Genomic DNA, 16,793 nt, shown 5'->3' with positions numbered 1-16,793 from the left:
GCCCGAACCGGAGCCCGCGCCCGAGCCGGAGCCCGCGCCCGCGCCCGCGCCGGAGCCTACCCCTTCGCTCGAGCCCGCGCCCCTCGACTTGCCTTGACCTGACTGGACTCCGCCACATGGATCGACGTCGCCTCACCTCACTTCATGGACGCGCCCTCGCTGGGCTTGGCTTGGTCGCGCTCGTCGGCGTCACGCCGCTCGGCTGCAGCGACGACACCATCGACCCCGGCAACGAGACCGGCGGCGACGGCAGCTGCCCGCTGACCGGGGCCCTCGTGATCTCCGAGGTCGTGGCCAACGTGCCGGGCGCGGACGCTGGCCTCGAGTGGTTCGAGATCTACAACGCCAGCGGCGCGTCGATCGACCTGCAAGGCTTGACCTTGGTCTACGCCAAGACCGACGGGACCGGCCGCAAGACCCACACGATCACGCGCAGCGTCGAGCTTCCGGCCGGCGGCTACGCGGTGGTTGGCTCGATGCTCGACGAGCTCGTCGAGGGCATGCCCAACGTCGACTACGGCTACGCCAACGTGCTCGGTGAGTTTGGCAATACGGCCGGCTATCTGGCGATCGAGTGCGACGACATCATCGACGAGATCTACTACGTCGATGCATCGGAGAACGCCTCGCGCACGCTCAGCGGATTCCAGGCCCCCGACGCGATCGCCAACGACGATCTCGACAGCTGGTGTGACAGCAAGACCGCGCTCAGCCCCGAGTTTGCCGCGACCCCCCGGGCCGCCAACGATCTGTGCGGCGGCTCGAGCACCTGCCTCGAGGGCGGCGATCTCATCGACGTGATCCCACCCGCGCCGGGCGAGCTGGTCATCACCGAAGTCCACCCCAACCCGGCCGCCGCCGCAGAGGGCGACGGCGAGTGGTTCGAGATCCACTCGCTCGCAACCACCGACATTCACCTCAACAACCTGCAGATCGCCAAGACCTTCGACGTCGCCACCAAGGACATCATCGCGGTCGCCGAGTGCCTCGTGCTCTCGCCTGGCGAGTACGCCGTAATCGCAGGCAACGCCGACTCGCTGCTCAACGGCGCGCTCCCGCCCGACACGCTGGTGTGGGAGAGCAAGGTTGCGATGTCCAACTCCAACGGCGCCCGCTGGATCGGCGTTGACGAGCAGACCCTCGACGCGGTGACCTGGGACACCACGACCGACGGCGCGTCGCGGCAGCTCGACCCGGACTTCTTTGATCCGCTCGCCAACGACGATCTGACGCTGTGGTGCAAGGGCACCACGCCCTACGGTGACGGCGACCTCGGCACGCCTGGGGCTCCCAACGCGCAGTGCCCGATCCCGCCGCCTGACGGCCAGTGCTACGAGAACGGCGAGCTGCGCGACATCACGCCGGTCGACGATGGCGACCTCGAGATCACCGAGTTTCTGGCCAACCCCCAAGCCGTAGATGACGGCAAGGGCGAGTGGTTCGAGGTGTTGGCCAAGGCCAGCGGCGACCTCAACGGCCTGCAGATCGGCAAGGCCGGCGAGGTCCAGCACACCGTCGATTTTGGCGACGCGCCCGGGTTCGGCGGCGACGAGTGCATCACGGTGAGCCCGGGCGACCATGTGGTGTTCGCCCACTCGGACGACCCCCTGGTCAACGGCGGCATGCCCCAGGTCGACGTGCTGTTCGACATGGCGATCAACAACTCGAACAGCGACCTGTTCGTTCGGTTTGAAGCGGGCGCAGGCGACCAAGCAACCTGGACCACGACCACGCCGGGCCACAGCAAGAGCAAGGACGCGCTCGGCAATTGGTGTGACGGCGCGGGCGTGTACGGCGACGGCGACGAGGGCACGCCCGGCGAAGCCAACCCCATGTGTGAGGGCGGCGGCAACAGCGGCATGTGTACGGACCCCGACACCATGCTCGAGCGGGTGATCAACCCGCCGCTGCCGGGCCAGCTCACGATCTCGGAGCTGATGCCCGACCCGGCTGGAGCCCCGGACGCGAGCGGCGAATGGTTCGAGCTCCACGCCCACGCTGCCTTCGATCTCAACGGCCTCGAGCTTGGCAAGAACAACGTCGTGAGCCACGTGGTCAGCTCGGACACCTGCATCGAGGTCGCGGACGACTCGTACATCGTGTTCGCGCGGACCGAGGTCGACGCAGACAACTGCGCGCTGCCCAGCGTCGACCACGTGTACGCGGGCCTGTCGCTCAGCAACTCCAACGGCTCCATGCACATCGGGCTTGGCGGCCTGGTGTTCGACGAGTACAGCTGGTCCAGCGTCAGCTCCGGCAAGTCGCTCAGCTACGATCCCATGTCGATGGAGTGGTGCGACGCCGTCGCCCCGTTTGGCTGCGGTGACTTGGGCACCCCCGGTGATCTCAACCCAGCCTGTGATGGCGGCGGCAACAACGAGGGCATGTGCATGGACGGCATGGTCATGCGCGAGATCGTCAATCCGAGCCTCGGCGATCTGGTGATCTCGGAGTTCATGGCCAACCCCGACGCGGTGTCCGACGCCAACGGCGAGTGGTTCGAGATCCGCGCGCTCGCGGCCTTCGACCTCAACGGCGTCGAGCTGGGCCGGCTGTTCGCGGATGGGCCGCTCGCGACCATCGCGGACCCCAACTGCCTGGCGGTCGCGCCTGGGGACTCCACGCTGATCGCCCGCAACGGCGACAACATGGTCAACGGCGGGCTCCCGGCGGTCGACGTGCTGATTAGCTTCGGCCTCACCAACTCCAACAGCGCCCTGTATGCGGGGGTCGGCGGGGTTCTGCTCGATCAAGTCACGTGGGTCAGCGTGGCCACGGGTGCCAGCACCAGCTTGGATCCCGACAACTACGACGACATTCTCAACGATCCGCCCGTGGCCTGGTGCCCCGCGACAACCCCCTATGGGCTCGGCGACCTGGGCTCACCCGGAGCCGACAACCAACAATGCCAATGATCTCGCCCTCCGCTTCCATGCTGGTGTCTGCCAGCCACGGCCGGCGCGTCCTCGCTGCGGCCGGGCTGGTCGTGATCGGGTTGCTCGCGCAGGGTTGTGACGACGGCGTCGCAACCGAGGGCGACGAGCTGCGCTGTGGTCCCAGCGAAGCCAAGGTCGCCCGCGTGATCGACGGTGACACGATCGAGCTCGACTCTGGCGAGCGGGTCCGCTACCTGATGATCGACACGCCCGAGACCACCACCCAGCTCGAGTGCTGGGGCGAACAGGCCAAGGCCGCCAACAAGTCGCTGGTCGAGGGCAAGACCGTGACGCTGACCTACGACGTCGAGTGTAGGGACGACTACGATCGGCTGTTGGCGTACGTCGAGCTCGCGGGTCAGCAGATCAATCGCGTCATGATCGAGCGTGGCCACGCGTGCGTGCTGCACATCTCGCCCAACGGTGACGACATCGCCAACGAGTACGAGGCCCTCGAATACCAGGCTCGGATGCAGGTCCCGCCCGCGGGTCTGTGGGCCAGCTGCGACCCGACCCCGTGCGGCTAATGCACACTCGACTTCGACTCCTGCTGCTCGCCAGCGTGTTGTTCGCGCTGTTGGTTCCCGCTGTCGCGCGGGCCACCGAGTACGAGATCTACATCGACATCGACGACGAGGAGGAGCTCTATGATCTGTACATTACCGATCAGATCTCCGAGGACACATTCAACACCCTCGTCGAGCTGCGACGCCGCGGGGTCGACCTCAACGAGGCTGATCGTGAGGTGCTGTATTCGCTGCCCAACCTCACCTACGACGACGTAGACGCGATCTTGGCCTATCGCGCCGAGGTCGGGGTCATCAACGCACCCGGCGACCTCGCGGCGGCCGGCGTCCTCAGCCGCGAGAAGCTTGGGTCGATCCTCACCTTCATCCAAGCCTACGACAAGACGGCCAAGCTGACCGCCACCCACGGCTGGGTCCGCTACCAGGCCGCGTGGTCCCAGGAAGACCGGACCATCCCCCCCATGGTCTTGCAGGCCCGGGTCACGACCCTGCGCCAGCTGACGGTTGGGGTCGCGGGCTTCGTGACCCGGCAGCGGCCCGGCAACCCGGTCTGGGATCCCAACCGCGAATCGATGATCGCGGCCGAGATGGCGCCCCGCGTCAACGTGCCCAAGTACTTCGTGCAGTGGGACACGAGCCAGTTTGGGGTGATCGCGGGTACCTACCGAATAGGCTTCGGTCAGCGCCTGACCTTTGACAACACCGATCGCTACACACCCAATGGCTTCGTCATGGACGACGCCGTCTACCGGAACACCGACCTCGGTCGGATCTGTCGCGAGAGCGGCGGCGAGCTGCCCCAGACTCCGTGCCCAGGCGGTGCAGACAACGAGATCTACTACGGCACCAAGGACTTTCGCTGGCGCGACAGCCTGCGCGGCGTGGCGATCGGCGCCAAGCACCTGTCCATGCCCGTTGGCTGGGTGCAGCTATACGGGTTTGGCTCGTGGCAGACCAAGCAGATCTATCAATACCAAGTCCTCGACGCCGACCAGTGCGAGGACCCACTGTCCAGCGACGACAGCTGCTCGGCGCCGGCCGTGTTGGTCTCGCGCGAGGGCCAGTCACGCTTCGATCCACTGGCCGCGCACAGGACCCAGACCCTGCCCAACATGTACGACGAGTTCCTGGGCGGCGGGAACTTCACCTGGTTTTATGATCGGCGCACGCACGTGGGCTTGACCGGCTACGCCGCGACCGCGTCCTGGCGGGTCGATGGCGCCAACCTGGACTTCCAAGAGTGGTCGCCCACGCCCTTCGGCGGGACCTGGGGGGCGATCGGCGCCGACGCAGCGTGGGGCTATCGCTGGTCCGATCTTGGCGTCGAGCTCTCGCGCAGCTTCGACTCCATGACCAGCAGTCTGGATCCAGAGTATGGCGGCGGCGGCTTCGCTGGCATCGTCCGCCACACCGCCACGTTTGGCTCGCACGAGCTCGAGCTCAGCGCTCGCTACTACGACAAGGGCTACGCAAACCCCTACGCTGGCCCGATCTCGCAGGCCGACAAATTTCATGGCAACCGCGCGCGCGATGAAGCGGGCGGGCGGGTCCGCTACGGTGGCCGGATCGCCAACCGTCTGGATCTGCGCGGGGTCGCCGACGTCTGGGTCCAGCCGCGGCAGCAGTCACCAAAGCTGCTCACCTACCTGCGCGGCGACATGGACGTCAACGACTGGTTCCGCCCGGGGCTGTGGCTGCAATACCGCAACGTCGACCTGCGCCCGGGGCCGCGCAACAAGGTGGGCTGCGTCGACGATGGCTCCGACGAGATCGATCAGAACCCCGCCAACGAAGACGGCTCGCCCGACTACCGCAGCGGCTGCTTGGCCGAGGTCGGCCAGATCACCGGGCGCATGGGGTTCAAGCTGTTCAAGGGCAAGCTGTCGATCACGGCCCAGTATCAGCACGAGTTCATCGACGACCCCAGCTTGCTCCGCAAGGAGCAGGGCGATCTGTGCGAGGACGATCCCACCAGCCCCTACTGCCAGCCCAAGGCCTGTATCGACGACCTCGATCCAGACGATCCAATGTCGGTCCCCGACGCGTGCAGCCAGTCATGTGGCGGCGACGGCCAGCCCGCTTGCTACAACGTCTGCACCGATAACCCCGACCACCCGCTGTGCGTGTCCAGCTGCGCGGACGACCCAACCAGCCTGTCGTGCCACACGCGCCTGCGCCAGGACTCGGCAGCAACGCTAATCGTGCGCGCGCAACCCTTGCCGGGGTTTCGCGTCACCGGCCGCCTGCGCTATTTGTTCGAAGACATCGCCAACAACAATTACTACGAGCAATCGTTGTGGACCTACTTTGATCTGTCTTATGTGATCAGGCGGGTGTTCTTGATCCGGGCCCGCTACGACGTCTTGCTGTGGATGGACAACCGCGCCAGCACCATGAGCCGGGTCCCCAACCCCGAGCACCGTTTGCGCCTCGAGCTCGAAGCGAGGTTTTAGGAGCCCTTCATTGCTCCACAGGCGGCTGGGGCACGCTGGGCGTCGCGCCAATTCCGTCTAGGCTTGATTCGCCATGAGTGAATCGAGCCAATCGGCCCCAACAAAGACCAGAGCCAAAGTCGTGATCATTGGTGCCGGCCCCGCCGGATCTGCCACGGCGCTGCGCTTGGCCCAACGCGGGGTCGAAGACGTCACGATCGTCGACCTCCACCCCTTTCCCCGCCACAAGACCTGCGGCAGCGGGCTCTCGCCGCGGGCCATTCACACCCTCGAGCAGCTTGGCGTGTGGCCCAGCGTCGAGCCCATCTCGTATCCGATCTCGGGTCTGCGCCTGGTCACGCCTGGCGGGCACGAGACCTATCTTTCGGCAGGTGACAAGGCGCAGGCCGCGATCTGTCTGCGCCATGACCTGGACTACGAGATGCACAAGCACGCGCTCGAGCGGGGCGTGACCTTCGTGCCGGGCTTTGCCGCGAGCGAGGCGATCGTTCGGAACAATCGCTGGGTCGGCGTCCGCGCCCGCGATGGCGCAGAGATCCGCGCCGACTGGATCGTCGTCGCCAACGGCGCCCACTCGCGCTTCTCGACCTGCGACGGACCCAAGCACACGATCCACACGATCATGGGGTGGTGGGAGCACGTTGGGTATCAGGCCCACACGCTCGAGATGATCTGGGATCCGCTGACCCTGCCCTACTACGGCTGGCTGTTCCCCGAGACCTCGACGCGGGTCAACATTGGGATCACCTACGAGGACGGGACCGAGCGAAAGAACCCGCGCGACCTGTTTGCCGCCTTCTTGCACAAGCACTACGCGGCGCGGCTGTGCGGCGCGACGCAGATCGGCAAGTGGAAGGGCCACCCGATCGTCTACACCTACCGGACCGGCCCGCTGTCGAGCCCCGGCCGCGTGATCGTGGGCGAGGCCGGCCGCATGACCCATCCGGCGACCGGCGAAGGGATCAGCCAAGCGATGCGCTCGGGCATGTTCGCTGCCGATGCGATCGCGGAGATCACCAGCGGTGCCGCGAGCGAGCGGCAGGCCCTTGGGCGCTACGATCGTCGCTGCGCGAACAGCTTCATGCCGTCGTTCTGGGCCGGGGGCCTGTTTCGGAGCGTGCTTCGCACACCGCTGCTCGATTGCTTGGTGCGGGCCAAGAACATGCCCGTGGTCAAGGCTGCGACCGCGCGGATGCTCGCGCATATGTGAGAAAAGCCCGGCGACCGCCAGGTTTGCGGGGTCCTGGAGGCCTCCCAAGCGGCTGCCCACGGTCGTGACACGGACGAAAATTCTGTATCTTGCGCCGCAATGAGGAAGCTCGAGATTCGCGTCTTGTCGCTGACCGGCGTGTTCGCCACCGCGCTGTTGGGGACCGCCTGCTTCACCCCCGCCGACTTCGGCGCGGACGTGGCCGCCGAGCACGGCGACCCCGAACACCCGGACGCCGCTGGTGCCCACGAGGCCGGCGCCGAAGCGGGTCATGACGCGGGTCATGACGCGGGCCACGAGCACGCCGAGGCCGAGTACATCATCGAGGGCATCCAGCCGGGCACCGAAGGGCACAAGCTCGAGATCAAGGCGGCCGAGATCCCCTACGAGGCCCCGTTCGACGGCAAGCCGCTGAGCTCGAAGACCCTCGCCAGCGGCGTGGTCGTTGACGATTTCGTGCTGGGCAGCGGCGCCCCGGTCGTCGACGACATGGTCATCGAGTTCAACTTCAAGGGCTACGCCAGCGCCAACGGCCGTCAGGTCATGGGCTCGCGCGGGGCCCCGGCCAAGCTCGTGATCAACCAAACGACCCGCGACCAAGATCCAATCGCCAAGTCGATGGCCGAGGGCCTCGCCGGCATGAAGCCCGGCGGCAAGCGGCGCATCAAGGTCCCGTCCGAGATCGTCGAAGAGGGGGCCCCTCCCGGTCGCCCAACCGTGGGCGACCTCATCATGACCGTGGAGCTCATCGGCGTGTCGGAAGCGATCGCGCTCCACCCAGCCAGCGACTTCGAGGGCGAGCCAATCGCCACGAGCAAGCGCCCCGACGGCCTGACGATCTACGACTACGCCGAAGGCGAGGGCCGCGAGTCCAAGGCGGGCGATCAGGTCGTGACCCACTACATCGGCCAGCTGACCGACGGCACCGTGTTCGACAGCTCGCACACGCGGACCGAGGGCATGCCGGTCGTCGTCGGTGGCGGCGGCGTCATCAAGGGCTTCGGCGACGCGCTCGAGGGCGTGCGCCCGGGGATGCTGCGCAAGGTCGTGATCCCGCCCGAGCTTGGCTACGGCGACCGCGACCAGGGCAAGATCCCGCCCAACTCGACGCTGGTGTTCATGCTGCAGATCATGGAGGTCAAGGACGGTCCCGTTGGCGGACAGGCGCCGATCGACATCCCGATCCCCAAGCCCGAAGCCAAGGGCGACGACGGCAAGGGTGATGATCCCAAGCCGGCCAAGCCCGCCAAGCCCGCCAAGCCGGCGGACGAGCCCGCCGACGGGGAGTAGCCCGTTCGGCTGGGGTCGCGCGCCGCAGCTGCTCGCGCGACCCCCAGCAACGAGCTCGCTCAGCCGCTCGGAAGGCTGATACCGTGGGGGCGCGTGTGGGCCCTCCACAACCAAACCGCGTACGCGGCCGACCGCAACTGGACCCGCGATGAGCATGGTGTCCACTGGTGGGTGGTGGCCGTCCGCGCCACGTTCATGATCGCTGCTGACGGCAAGCTGAGCCTGTCGGACGAGCAGCTCCCCCCACTCCTCGCGCCCGAGCACTACGGCGTACCAGGCGACTCGAGCCTTCGCTACGACTCCGAGCTGTTGGGGCGCAAGCCCTCGACCGACGTAGTCGTGCTCGGCAGCGCCCACGCGCCCGGAGCCAAGCCGGCCCCAACGGTCCCGGTCACCCTGCGGATTGGATCGATCGACAAGACCCTGCTCGTCCACGGCGCCCGCATCTACCACCACAGCTGGGGCGGTCTTTCGCTCACCGAGCCACGCCCGTTCACCAGACAGCCCATCCGCTACGAAGTCGCATTTGGTGGAAGGGACAGCTCGGATCCAGACCCGCGTCAACACAGCCTCGATGAGCGCAACCCGATTGGGCGTGGCTTCGCCCGCCGCAGCGCGTTGCTGGCCAACACACCCGCTCACGCGATCGAGTACCCGCGCGGCAATCCGGCAACAATGGGCCCCGCGGGCTTCGGGCCGATCGATCGCCACTGGCTGCCACGCCGCTCGCTCGCCGGCACCTACGACGCCGCGTGGGCCAAGACCAAGCAACCGCTGCTGCCTGACGACTACAACCCGCACTTTGCCATGTGCGCCCCCGCCGATCAGCGCACGTCCACCGCCCTGCGTGGTGGCGAGCGCTTGGGCTTGTTCAACCTCAGCCCGCACGGCGCGTTGGTGCTCGAGCTGCCCCACATCCAACTCGTGCTCGAGAGTCACTTCGGTCAGCGCGTCCACCCCCACGAGCCCCCCGTGCTCACGACCGTGCTCGCCGAGCCCGACGACGGCCGGCTCTCCCTCGTCTGGCAGAGCGTGCTGCGTGTCCCCGCAAGCGACACCGACTATCTCGACGAGACCAGGATCGTCGAAAAGAGCGACGCGACATGAGTCATTCAATTGAGGTTGTCGCTATTGGTGCACGAACCCCGGTGGGCCTGGTGGCGGAGACGGCGGCCGCCGCGGTACGTGCGGGCATCTGTACAATCTCCGAATATCCATCCAGAAACCCTGACTTGGCTCGAGCATGAGCGCGTGTTTGGCCCCGACGCCCGCAACGGCTTTCACCCGGGGGAAGCCGCCGGCTGCTTGGTGCTCGTCAGTCCGCGGCTGCGTCACGCCCTGGGTGTGCCTTGCCTGGCCACGATCACTGGCGTGGCCACGGCGCAAGAGCGCCGCCTGCCGGGCAGCGAGACCGGCTCGTTCGGCGAGGGCATGGCTCGAGCCTTGCGCGACGCGGTTGCGGGCTTGCGGTTCCCCGACCAGGCGATCGACACGGTATATTGTGACATCAACGGCGAACGATACCGTAGCGAGGAGTGGGCCTTCGTGAACCTCCGCGAACCCACGGTCATTCGCGCGCCAGGCTACGAGGCGCCAGCCGATTGTTGGGGTGACGTCGGAGCGGCCAGCGGCGCGCTGTTCGGCGTGCTCGCCGTACGTGCCTGGGCCCGCGGGTATGCTGCCGGGCCGCGTGTGTTGGCCCTGACCGGTTCGACCAGCGGACTGCGCGGGGCGATACTCTTCGAACAACCATCGCGCCAAGGACCAAACGCGTGACCGTATCGATCAACCCTCCCAAGACACCGGTGACTGCCGGCAGCGGCGGTATCGCTGCGGCCACCATCCCGAACGTGTGCAAGATGCCCGGCCCGCCCGCGCCCTTCGTGCCCACGCCCTTGCCCAACATTGGCAAGAGCGGCGACTCGCCGAATAATTTCAGCAAGAGCGTGGTCATTGGGGGCAAAAAGGTTGCGATCAAGGGCGCCACGTTCAAATCGATCGGCGACGCCGCGAGCAAGGGGACCGGCGGCGGCGTGGTCTCGGCCACCACGCATGGTGTGACCAAGTTCGTCGGGCCCGGCTCGATGAACGTCAAGATCGAGGGCAAGAACGTCCAACTCCTCAGCGACCCCATGCTAAACAACTGCGGGCCAAACGGCACACCGAGCAACGCCGCGACGGTGGTCGGCATCATACAGAAAACCGGGCTCGTGACCGCGGTGGAGGCCCAAAAATGCGTCGTCTGCCAAAAGGAACACGAAGCACTCGAGGAGACCGAGGTCACCAAGACCAACGTCGGGGTGCTCCGGACTCAGTTCGAGGCCCAGATCAAGGCCCTCGAAGCTCGGCGGGCGATTGAGAAGGCAGCGCTGCGGCTGGAGTGGTTGGCGAAGCGCGACAAGGAGCCGCCCGCGGACATGATGAAATCGAAGGTCAGCGTTCGAACCATGCTTGGGGTGGTCAGGTGCCAGTGCGGCAAGATATATGCCGATCAGTCGGGGATGACGACTGTCGAGTTGTGCGCGGCTGCGGCGAAGTCCGGCATGCGTCACGCGAACGGCGTCACCGCGTCCTACGGAAGCGGCAAGAAGGCCAAAGCACACGCGCGGCAAGCTCAGAGTTCGGCCGTCGCCTTGGGCTTGCGCCGCTTCACGGGGAGTGCTGCGCAGGTCTTATCGCGCTGGCAGAAGGCCGAAGAGCACGCTGAGGTGAGTGATCAGACTCGTGACAGCGCGGCATCCTACCCGCCCGGAAACTGCGCCGCGCAACGGGCTCTGTTGCTAATGATCAATGACAACGCGCTGCCGGCAGCTATGACGGAGGAATGGTATCACGATCAAGGCCAAACAACCCAATCGCCGGTAGAGTACATCGATGCAAGGGGCGCCACGCGCAAATTGAAAACTGAGCGATTCGCGGATCGCGATACAGTCCCTCCCTGCAAAACTTGTAGCATTCTGGTCCCGATGGCGATCTGCTCACAGGGAAAGGCCGCATGCAACCACCAAACCTAGAACCGGAGATGGAGGCGCTGCTCCACCGTGTGCATCCCGGATTCGACGATCAAGTCGAGGGAGCATCGCCGGAAGAGATCGCTGCTGTCCGCGCCATCGTGGGTCAACCTCTCCCGCATTTTTATGAGTGGTTCCTCAGCCGAATGGGGCGCAGCATGGGCCCGTTCGCGTACCCTCGTCACGACTTCAGCGCAAGTCGCGTGATATGGTGTTACGACCAGGGCTTGGCCACACCGGATCCCGAAGATCTCCTGATAGGCTACGATGCCTCCGGCGACCCCGCGGACCTCCACCTGTTCTACGATTTCACGCAACCGTGCCGAAATGACGCGGGAATCGGCAAGGGTGAACCTGATGCAGGTCCGGTCTATCCCAGGTTCGAAACGTTCAGGGAACTCCTGGCATGGGGCTTGGTACTGACGCACGTGGTGATGACCTCACGATCATACTGCAATGGCATCGTTCGGAGCCTCACCCACCTCAACGCTGTGGACCAACTCCGCCAATTCATGCTCGAGCGTGGGTTTGAGCAACCCGTTCCCACGGGCGACCATTGCGCGATCTTCATGCGAACAGATATGACGATGATTTGTTATCGAGGGCTCCTGGTAGAAACCGACAACACTGCCTTCCGCTTGGGCGGGCAGAGTCAGGCTTGGCTGCGACGTTTCTTGGGTGAAATCGCACTATCAGACGAAATGGAACTAGATGAGAACTCACTCGAATGGGGCGGGTCGCAAGGGTGAGGCTACCTCGTCAGGCCCGCCCCTTGGCCGTCCCCGGGCACTGTCAGCCCGCCGCGCGAGACCATCGCAGCCCAGTGCGCGGATCCCTTGCTCGAGCACCGAACGGACAGACACAGCTCATCCTCCAACTGCTCGCAGTCCCAAACTCGCGCAGCCTCGCCAAGGGCGACGCTGCCACCAAGACCCCCGACCCCCCTCCCGGTGAGCGCCCCCGCGCTCGCAAGCCACGAAAGTGTTGAGCTGTCAGGTCGCATCGCGTAGGCTAGTCGCATGGATCATGCCTGCCGTGCCTGCGGATCGCCGTCTGGCGGCACCTACGTGTGTCACTACTGCGGCGCCGCGACCCAGTTGATGAGCGATCCGGCTCAAGAGCGCATGGCCCTCGACGAGCTCCACGGCCGCCTCGCCTCGGGGGGCGAGAGCGAAAAGATCCTCCAAAACGCGTTCGTGCCCACCAGCACAGAGGTCCTGATCGAGGCCGGCCTGCGCCTGCTGCCAGTGCTGGAAAAGGGCGTCGCAGAAGACGGCGCGGCCGGTCGGATGCGGGCGATCATCATCAAGCTCGAGCTCACCGGCCACGACAAGTCCGCGACGATGGCCGCCGCCCAGCTCAAGCAGGCGCTCGAAGACTACCGACGCAGTGACCGGGTCACGGGCTACTGGGTCATGGCGCTGTTCTTCGCCACGCTGGCTGCGATCGGATACTGGATCTGGGGCGATTGAGCGGCGCGTTTGGGGTATCAAAATCCATGGCCGAGGTCGTCGACATCGCAGCACGCATTGCCCCGTATTTTCCGCTTGGCGGGCGGCCGTTCTCACTCGAGGTCGTGCCCGGCGCGACCGGCCAGTGGGTCAGCACGACCGAGCCGGCCGCGGTCGCGGCGATCCGGTTGGTCGTGTGGGACATCGACGACGCTGGCGTCGAGTCGATCCGCGACGTCAAAGAGCAAGAAGTTCACATGGGCTGGCCGGTCTCCTACGACAATGAAGCGCGGGTCGCCGCCTTCTTTGCGGCGTGTGCCAAGCTCATCGATCTGATCGGGCAGACCGCTACAGAGTTCGATTCGCTGATGCCCGCAGATCTGATTCACATCGACGCGCTGGGGCTGGCGCGGGCGAACACGGCAGAGGAGTTCGAGGCGGCGCTGCGCGCCAAGGGCCGCTTGGGTCGGCTGCTCGGATAGCCGGGTTTGCCGCGCAGATCTGGCCTATAACAGCCGGGTATGGCCGTCGACCCCACCACCGGACTCGTCAAGCTCGTCGACCGCGCCGTCGGCAACGTCGCCGCGGTCGGCCGCGCGCTGGGAACCGTCCTGCGATTGCCCGGCTCGAACCGCCCCGTCACCTCCGCGTATCACCAGCCCGGCGCCCCACCAGGTATCGAGCATCTCCCGGACATCGAGATCCGCCCCGAGCCCGGTGAGGTCCGCGTGCGGGTATTGCAGTTCTCACCCAGTCGGGTCGAAGCCGTCTCGGTCCCAATCGACGAGCTCGAGTCATGGCTGGCCACGCCAACCCCCGACTGGGTCAGCGTGCGCTGGATCAACGTCGACGGCCTGCACCCGTGGGCGGTCGAGCGGCTGCGCAAGGCTCTGGGCTTTCACACCCTCGCGGCCGAAGACGCCCTGCACGTGCCCCAGCGCCCAGGTGTCGAGGCCTACGACGAGCACCTGTTCGTCAAGACCCGCCTGTTGATGCTGCAAGCTGCAGCCGACCAAGCGGCCGCCGCCGCGCGCTCCCAAGCCAGCCCGAAGGTCACCACCACCCCCGACATGCCCGAGGGTCTGCTGGTCTCGGAGCAGGTCTCGATGTTCGTGTGGCAGGACCTGCTGCTCACGATCCAAGAGCGCGCGGGCGACGTCTGGGAGCCGCTGCGGTCCCGGATCTGGCGTGACGGCTCGCGCGTGCGCCAGGCAAACGCGGGGTTCTTGATGTACGCGCTGCTCGACGCCGCGATCGACCACTGCTTCCCGCTGCTCGAGCACTACGGCGATACGCTCGAGGATCTCGAGGACCAAGTGCTCGAGGATCCCGAGCCCGAGACCCTGCTCCGCGTCCAACGAATTCGCCGCGAGCTCAACGCGATCCGCCGGGTCATGTGGCCAACCCGCGAGCTGATCGACGGGCTGTTTCGCGACGAGTCCGGGCTGATCTCCAGCGACACCCACACCTACCTTCGCGACGTGCACGCCCACACGATCCAGCTGCTCGACATCATCGAGGCCCAACGTGAGATGTGCACGAGCCTGACCGATCTCTACATGTCTGGGGTCTCGACCCGCATGAACGAGACGATGCGGGTGCTGACGGTGATGGCCTCGCTGTTCATCCCGATCACCTTCTTGGCTGGGGTCTACGGCATGAACTTCGAGCACATCCCCGAGCTGAAGTGGGCCTGGGGCTACCCGGCGTTCTGGGGGATCTGCGTGGCGGTCACGATTGGCTTGTTGCTGCTGTTTCGCCGCAAGGGCTGGTCATAGGGCGAGCGCCACCAGCGTCGCGCGGGTCGCCTCGATCCGCGAATCAACCGTGACCTTGGCGGCCGCGAGCTCGCGGCGGCGGATCTGCAGCTGGTCTTCGGTGCTGAGCAGGCGCGTGACCAGTGGCCCCTTCTCGCCGGCGCTGTCGCCCGACATCGCTTGCAAGTGCCCGCGCAGGCGCTCGATGTCGGCGGTGATCGTGGCGATCTCGGCGTCGAGGCGGGTGACCTCGGCCTCGGCCGCGCGCAGCTCGATGAGCTTGGCCTGGGTCGCCGTGATCGCCGTGCGCTCGGCCTCGGTCAACGAGCGCGCCGTCGACAGGCGCTCGATCCGGGGCAGCGAGAGGCTGGTGACCGCGTTGGTGCGCGACAGCCCTTCTTTGATCACCAGCTTGCGCGCGTCGATCCGCCCGTTCGGCGCGAGCTCGAAGATCGCCACGGGCTGCCCGCGGTCGACGTCGAAGTCCACCTTGTCCGCGCCTTCGATCGTGGTGTTGCTGCCGGCGGCGACCAACACGTGAACGTGCCGGGCCTGCCCGCTGCGGTTGGCGAGATCGAGCGTGATCGTGGTGGTCCGCAAGAAGTGCTCCTGCAGATCCCCGTTCCCCCCCTCCAGGTAGACCAGCTGCTTGGGGAGGTCGTCCGACTCGCGGTCGACGATCGTCAGCTCGGTGTCGGGATCGTCGCCGATCTCGAGGAAGCGCCGCTCGCCGGGCTTGAGCCGCGGCAGCACGGTCTCGCCCGCGAACCCGCCGTCGCCGAACACCGACAGGGTGCCCTCGGGCAGGGTCTGCGAGGTGCTGTTGAGCACCTGGACCGCGTGGCGGGCCGGGCCCGACGAGAAGCCACCGAACCAAGTCACCGCCGCCGACTCGAGCGAGGACTGAAGAAACGGCACCATCGCCGAGCGGCCCGCGGCCAGATCCAGCGGCTCGCCAGCGCCGTACACGAACGCGGTCTTGGTCTCGCGGCCCTGCCCAACCGCGAGCTCGGCGAGGTTGCCAACCGCGACCAGCTCGCTGTTGCCCAGCTCGATCCGGGCCCCGCGACCGCTGGACCGACTGCCAAGGCTGCCGTGCCCGCTGCCGTAGCCGTAGCCAGTGCTCGTCCCCCCGCTGCCGTAGGTGACCAGATCCGTGTCCAGAAAGTCGCCCCACATCGCGTCCGGGGTGGTGTCGAGCAGCTGCGGCACGCTGGACAGCTCACGATCGGGCACGACCAGATCCCGCCGCTCGTAGCGAGGTGCGGCGAGCGGAAACAAGAACGAGTCGGGCCGGCCGTTGACCAGCTCGAGGGTGATGTCGTCCCAGTCTTCCTCGGTGTCGTTGTGGACCAGCGCCCAGCCCTGCAGCGCGCTGGGCTTGCTCGGGTCGAGCACCAGGCGGTAGCTGGCCCGCCACACCGGAGACTCGGCCAGGTAGCCCAGGCGCACCGACGCGCCCTCGCCCTCGACCTCGAGCTGCCCGCGGGCGTTGCTGTGCAGGGCCACGGTGGCGTCGAGCGCCGCCTGCATGCGCGAGCGAACCCCGGGGTCGACCGGGGTGATCTCGTGGATCGTGGCGACGTCGACCCGGCGGTAGCGACCGGTCGCGGTGACCACCAGCGCGAAGGTCTTGTCTGGCGTGGCGCCGGCCTGCTCGGCGGTGGTCGGGCCGGGGTTGTCTTCGGTTGGCTCGACGCCAAGGCGGTCCGCGTCGGGGACCCCGATCACATCGACGAGGCGGCCACGCACGCGCTTGCGACCGCTCGTGAGCACGAGCTCGTGGCCGCGCAGTCCCAGCAACACATCGTGCACGCGGATCGGCGCGTCCGACTCGGGTGGCAGCCCCGCGCGGGCCCGCGCGACGGCCGGGCTCTGGCGGCTATCGAACGCGATCGAGCGCACGCTGCCGTCCTCACCAAGCACGACCAAGCTCTTGAGCGCGTCGTCGAGGTGCCCGGACGGGACCGGCAGTGAAGCGCCGCTGGGGCCACCGAGCTGGCCTGCGCGCTCGTAGTAGCCGACGCCCGTCTCGTACAGGCGCAGCTTGGTCAGGGGCAGCGGGCGCTCTTGCGAGAGCGTGGCGCAGCCACTGACGGCGAGGATGATGGACAGACTTGCGAGGCGGCGCATGGGGATTCACGGGGTGCCCGCTTTG

General features: G+C 66.8%; 13 protein-coding genes. 12 read left to right on the top strand and 1 reads right to left on the bottom strand.

Annotation, left to right across the window (positions count from 1 at the left end):
- Positions 1 to 116 precede the first annotated feature (116 nt).
- The 12 genes from DB30_RS32595 (at position 117) to corA (ending at position 14,656) form a co-directional block, all read left to right on the top strand.
- Complete coding sequence (locus DB30_RS32595) at positions 117 to 2,915, top strand: lamin tail domain-containing protein (RefSeq protein ID WP_146661642.1); 2,799 nt, start codon at positions 117 to 119, stop codon at positions 2,913 to 2,915.
- Positions 2,912 to 3,463 (top strand): thermonuclease family protein, encoded by a 552-nt coding sequence (locus DB30_RS32590; RefSeq protein ID WP_240480386.1) that lies wholly within the window; start codon positions 2,912 to 2,914, stop codon positions 3,461 to 3,463. The genes DB30_RS32595 and DB30_RS32590 overlap by 4 nt, the downstream gene beginning before the upstream one ends.
- Complete coding sequence (locus DB30_RS32585) at positions 3,463 to 5,916, top strand: ComEA family DNA-binding protein (RefSeq protein WP_146661640.1); 2,454 nt, start codon at positions 3,463 to 3,465, stop codon at positions 5,914 to 5,916. Before DB30_RS32590 ends, DB30_RS32585 begins: the two co-directional genes overlap by 1 nt.
- 121 nt (positions 5,917 to 6,037) lie before the next feature.
- Positions 6,038 to 7,126, top strand: coding sequence for an NAD(P)/FAD-dependent oxidoreductase (locus tag DB30_RS32580; protein WP_052556425.1), 1,089 nt, complete (start codon positions 6,038 to 6,040; stop codon positions 7,124 to 7,126).
- Positions 7,127 to 7,225: 99 nt separating this feature from the next.
- The gene (locus DB30_RS32575; RefSeq protein WP_146661635.1) at positions 7,226 to 8,416 is read left to right on the top strand and encodes an FKBP-type peptidyl-prolyl cis-trans isomerase; all 1,191 of its coding nucleotides are present in this window, start codon (positions 7,226 to 7,228) and stop codon (positions 8,414 to 8,416) included.
- A 93-nt stretch (positions 8,417 to 8,509) separates the two neighbouring features.
- Positions 8,510 to 9,523, top strand: a complete 1,014-nt coding sequence (locus tag DB30_RS32570) for a DUF2169 family type VI secretion system accessory protein (protein ID WP_052556423.1) — start codon at positions 8,510 to 8,512, stop codon at positions 9,521 to 9,523.
- Between the two features lie 144 nt (positions 9,524 to 9,667).
- Positions 9,668 to 10,192, top strand: coding sequence for a hypothetical protein (locus tag DB30_RS32565; RefSeq protein ID WP_052556422.1), 525 nt, complete (start codon positions 9,668 to 9,670; stop codon positions 10,190 to 10,192).
- Positions 10,189 to 11,430 carry a DUF4150 domain-containing protein gene (locus tag DB30_RS32560; protein WP_240480385.1) on the top strand — a complete coding sequence of 414 codons (1,242 nt, stop codon included), beginning with the start codon at positions 10,189 to 10,191 and terminating at the stop codon, positions 11,428 to 11,430. The genes DB30_RS32565 and DB30_RS32560 overlap by 4 nt, the downstream gene beginning before the upstream one ends.
- A complete protein-coding gene (locus DB30_RS32555) occupies positions 11,412 to 12,176 on the top strand; it encodes an SMI1/KNR4 family protein (protein WP_165704057.1) in 765 nt (254 codons plus the stop codon). Before DB30_RS32560 ends, DB30_RS32555 begins: the two co-directional genes overlap by 19 nt.
- A gap of 270 nt (positions 12,177 to 12,446) precedes the next feature.
- Positions 12,447 to 12,899, top strand: coding sequence for a hypothetical protein (locus tag DB30_RS32550; RefSeq protein ID WP_052556415.1), 453 nt, complete (start codon positions 12,447 to 12,449; stop codon positions 12,897 to 12,899).
- Between the two features lie 26 nt (positions 12,900 to 12,925).
- A complete protein-coding gene (locus DB30_RS32545; RefSeq protein WP_052556413.1) occupies positions 12,926 to 13,360 on the top strand; it encodes a hypothetical protein in 435 nt (144 codons plus the stop codon).
- A gap of 39 nt (positions 13,361 to 13,399) precedes the next feature.
- Positions 13,400 to 14,656: a magnesium/cobalt transporter CorA gene (corA, locus tag DB30_RS32540; protein ID WP_052556410.1), complete on the top strand. Its 1,257-nt coding sequence runs from the start codon at positions 13,400 to 13,402 to the stop codon at positions 14,654 to 14,656.
- Here corA and DB30_RS32535 read toward each other — a convergent pair.
- A complete protein-coding gene (locus DB30_RS32535; RefSeq protein WP_052556408.1) occupies positions 14,651 to 16,768 on the bottom strand; it encodes a hypothetical protein in 2,118 nt (705 codons plus the stop codon). The two genes, corA and DB30_RS32535, sit on opposite strands and share 6 nt — an antisense overlap.
- Between the last annotated feature and the right edge of the window lie 25 nt (positions 16,769 to 16,793).

The organism is Enhygromyxa salina (genome assembly GCF_000737335.2).
GTDB lineage: Bacteria > Myxococcota_A > Polyangia > Nannocystales > Nannocystaceae > Plesiocystis > Plesiocystis salina_C.
The sequence above is the reverse complement of the archived record's forward strand: the minus strand, read 5'-3'. Positions and strand labels throughout refer to the sequence as shown.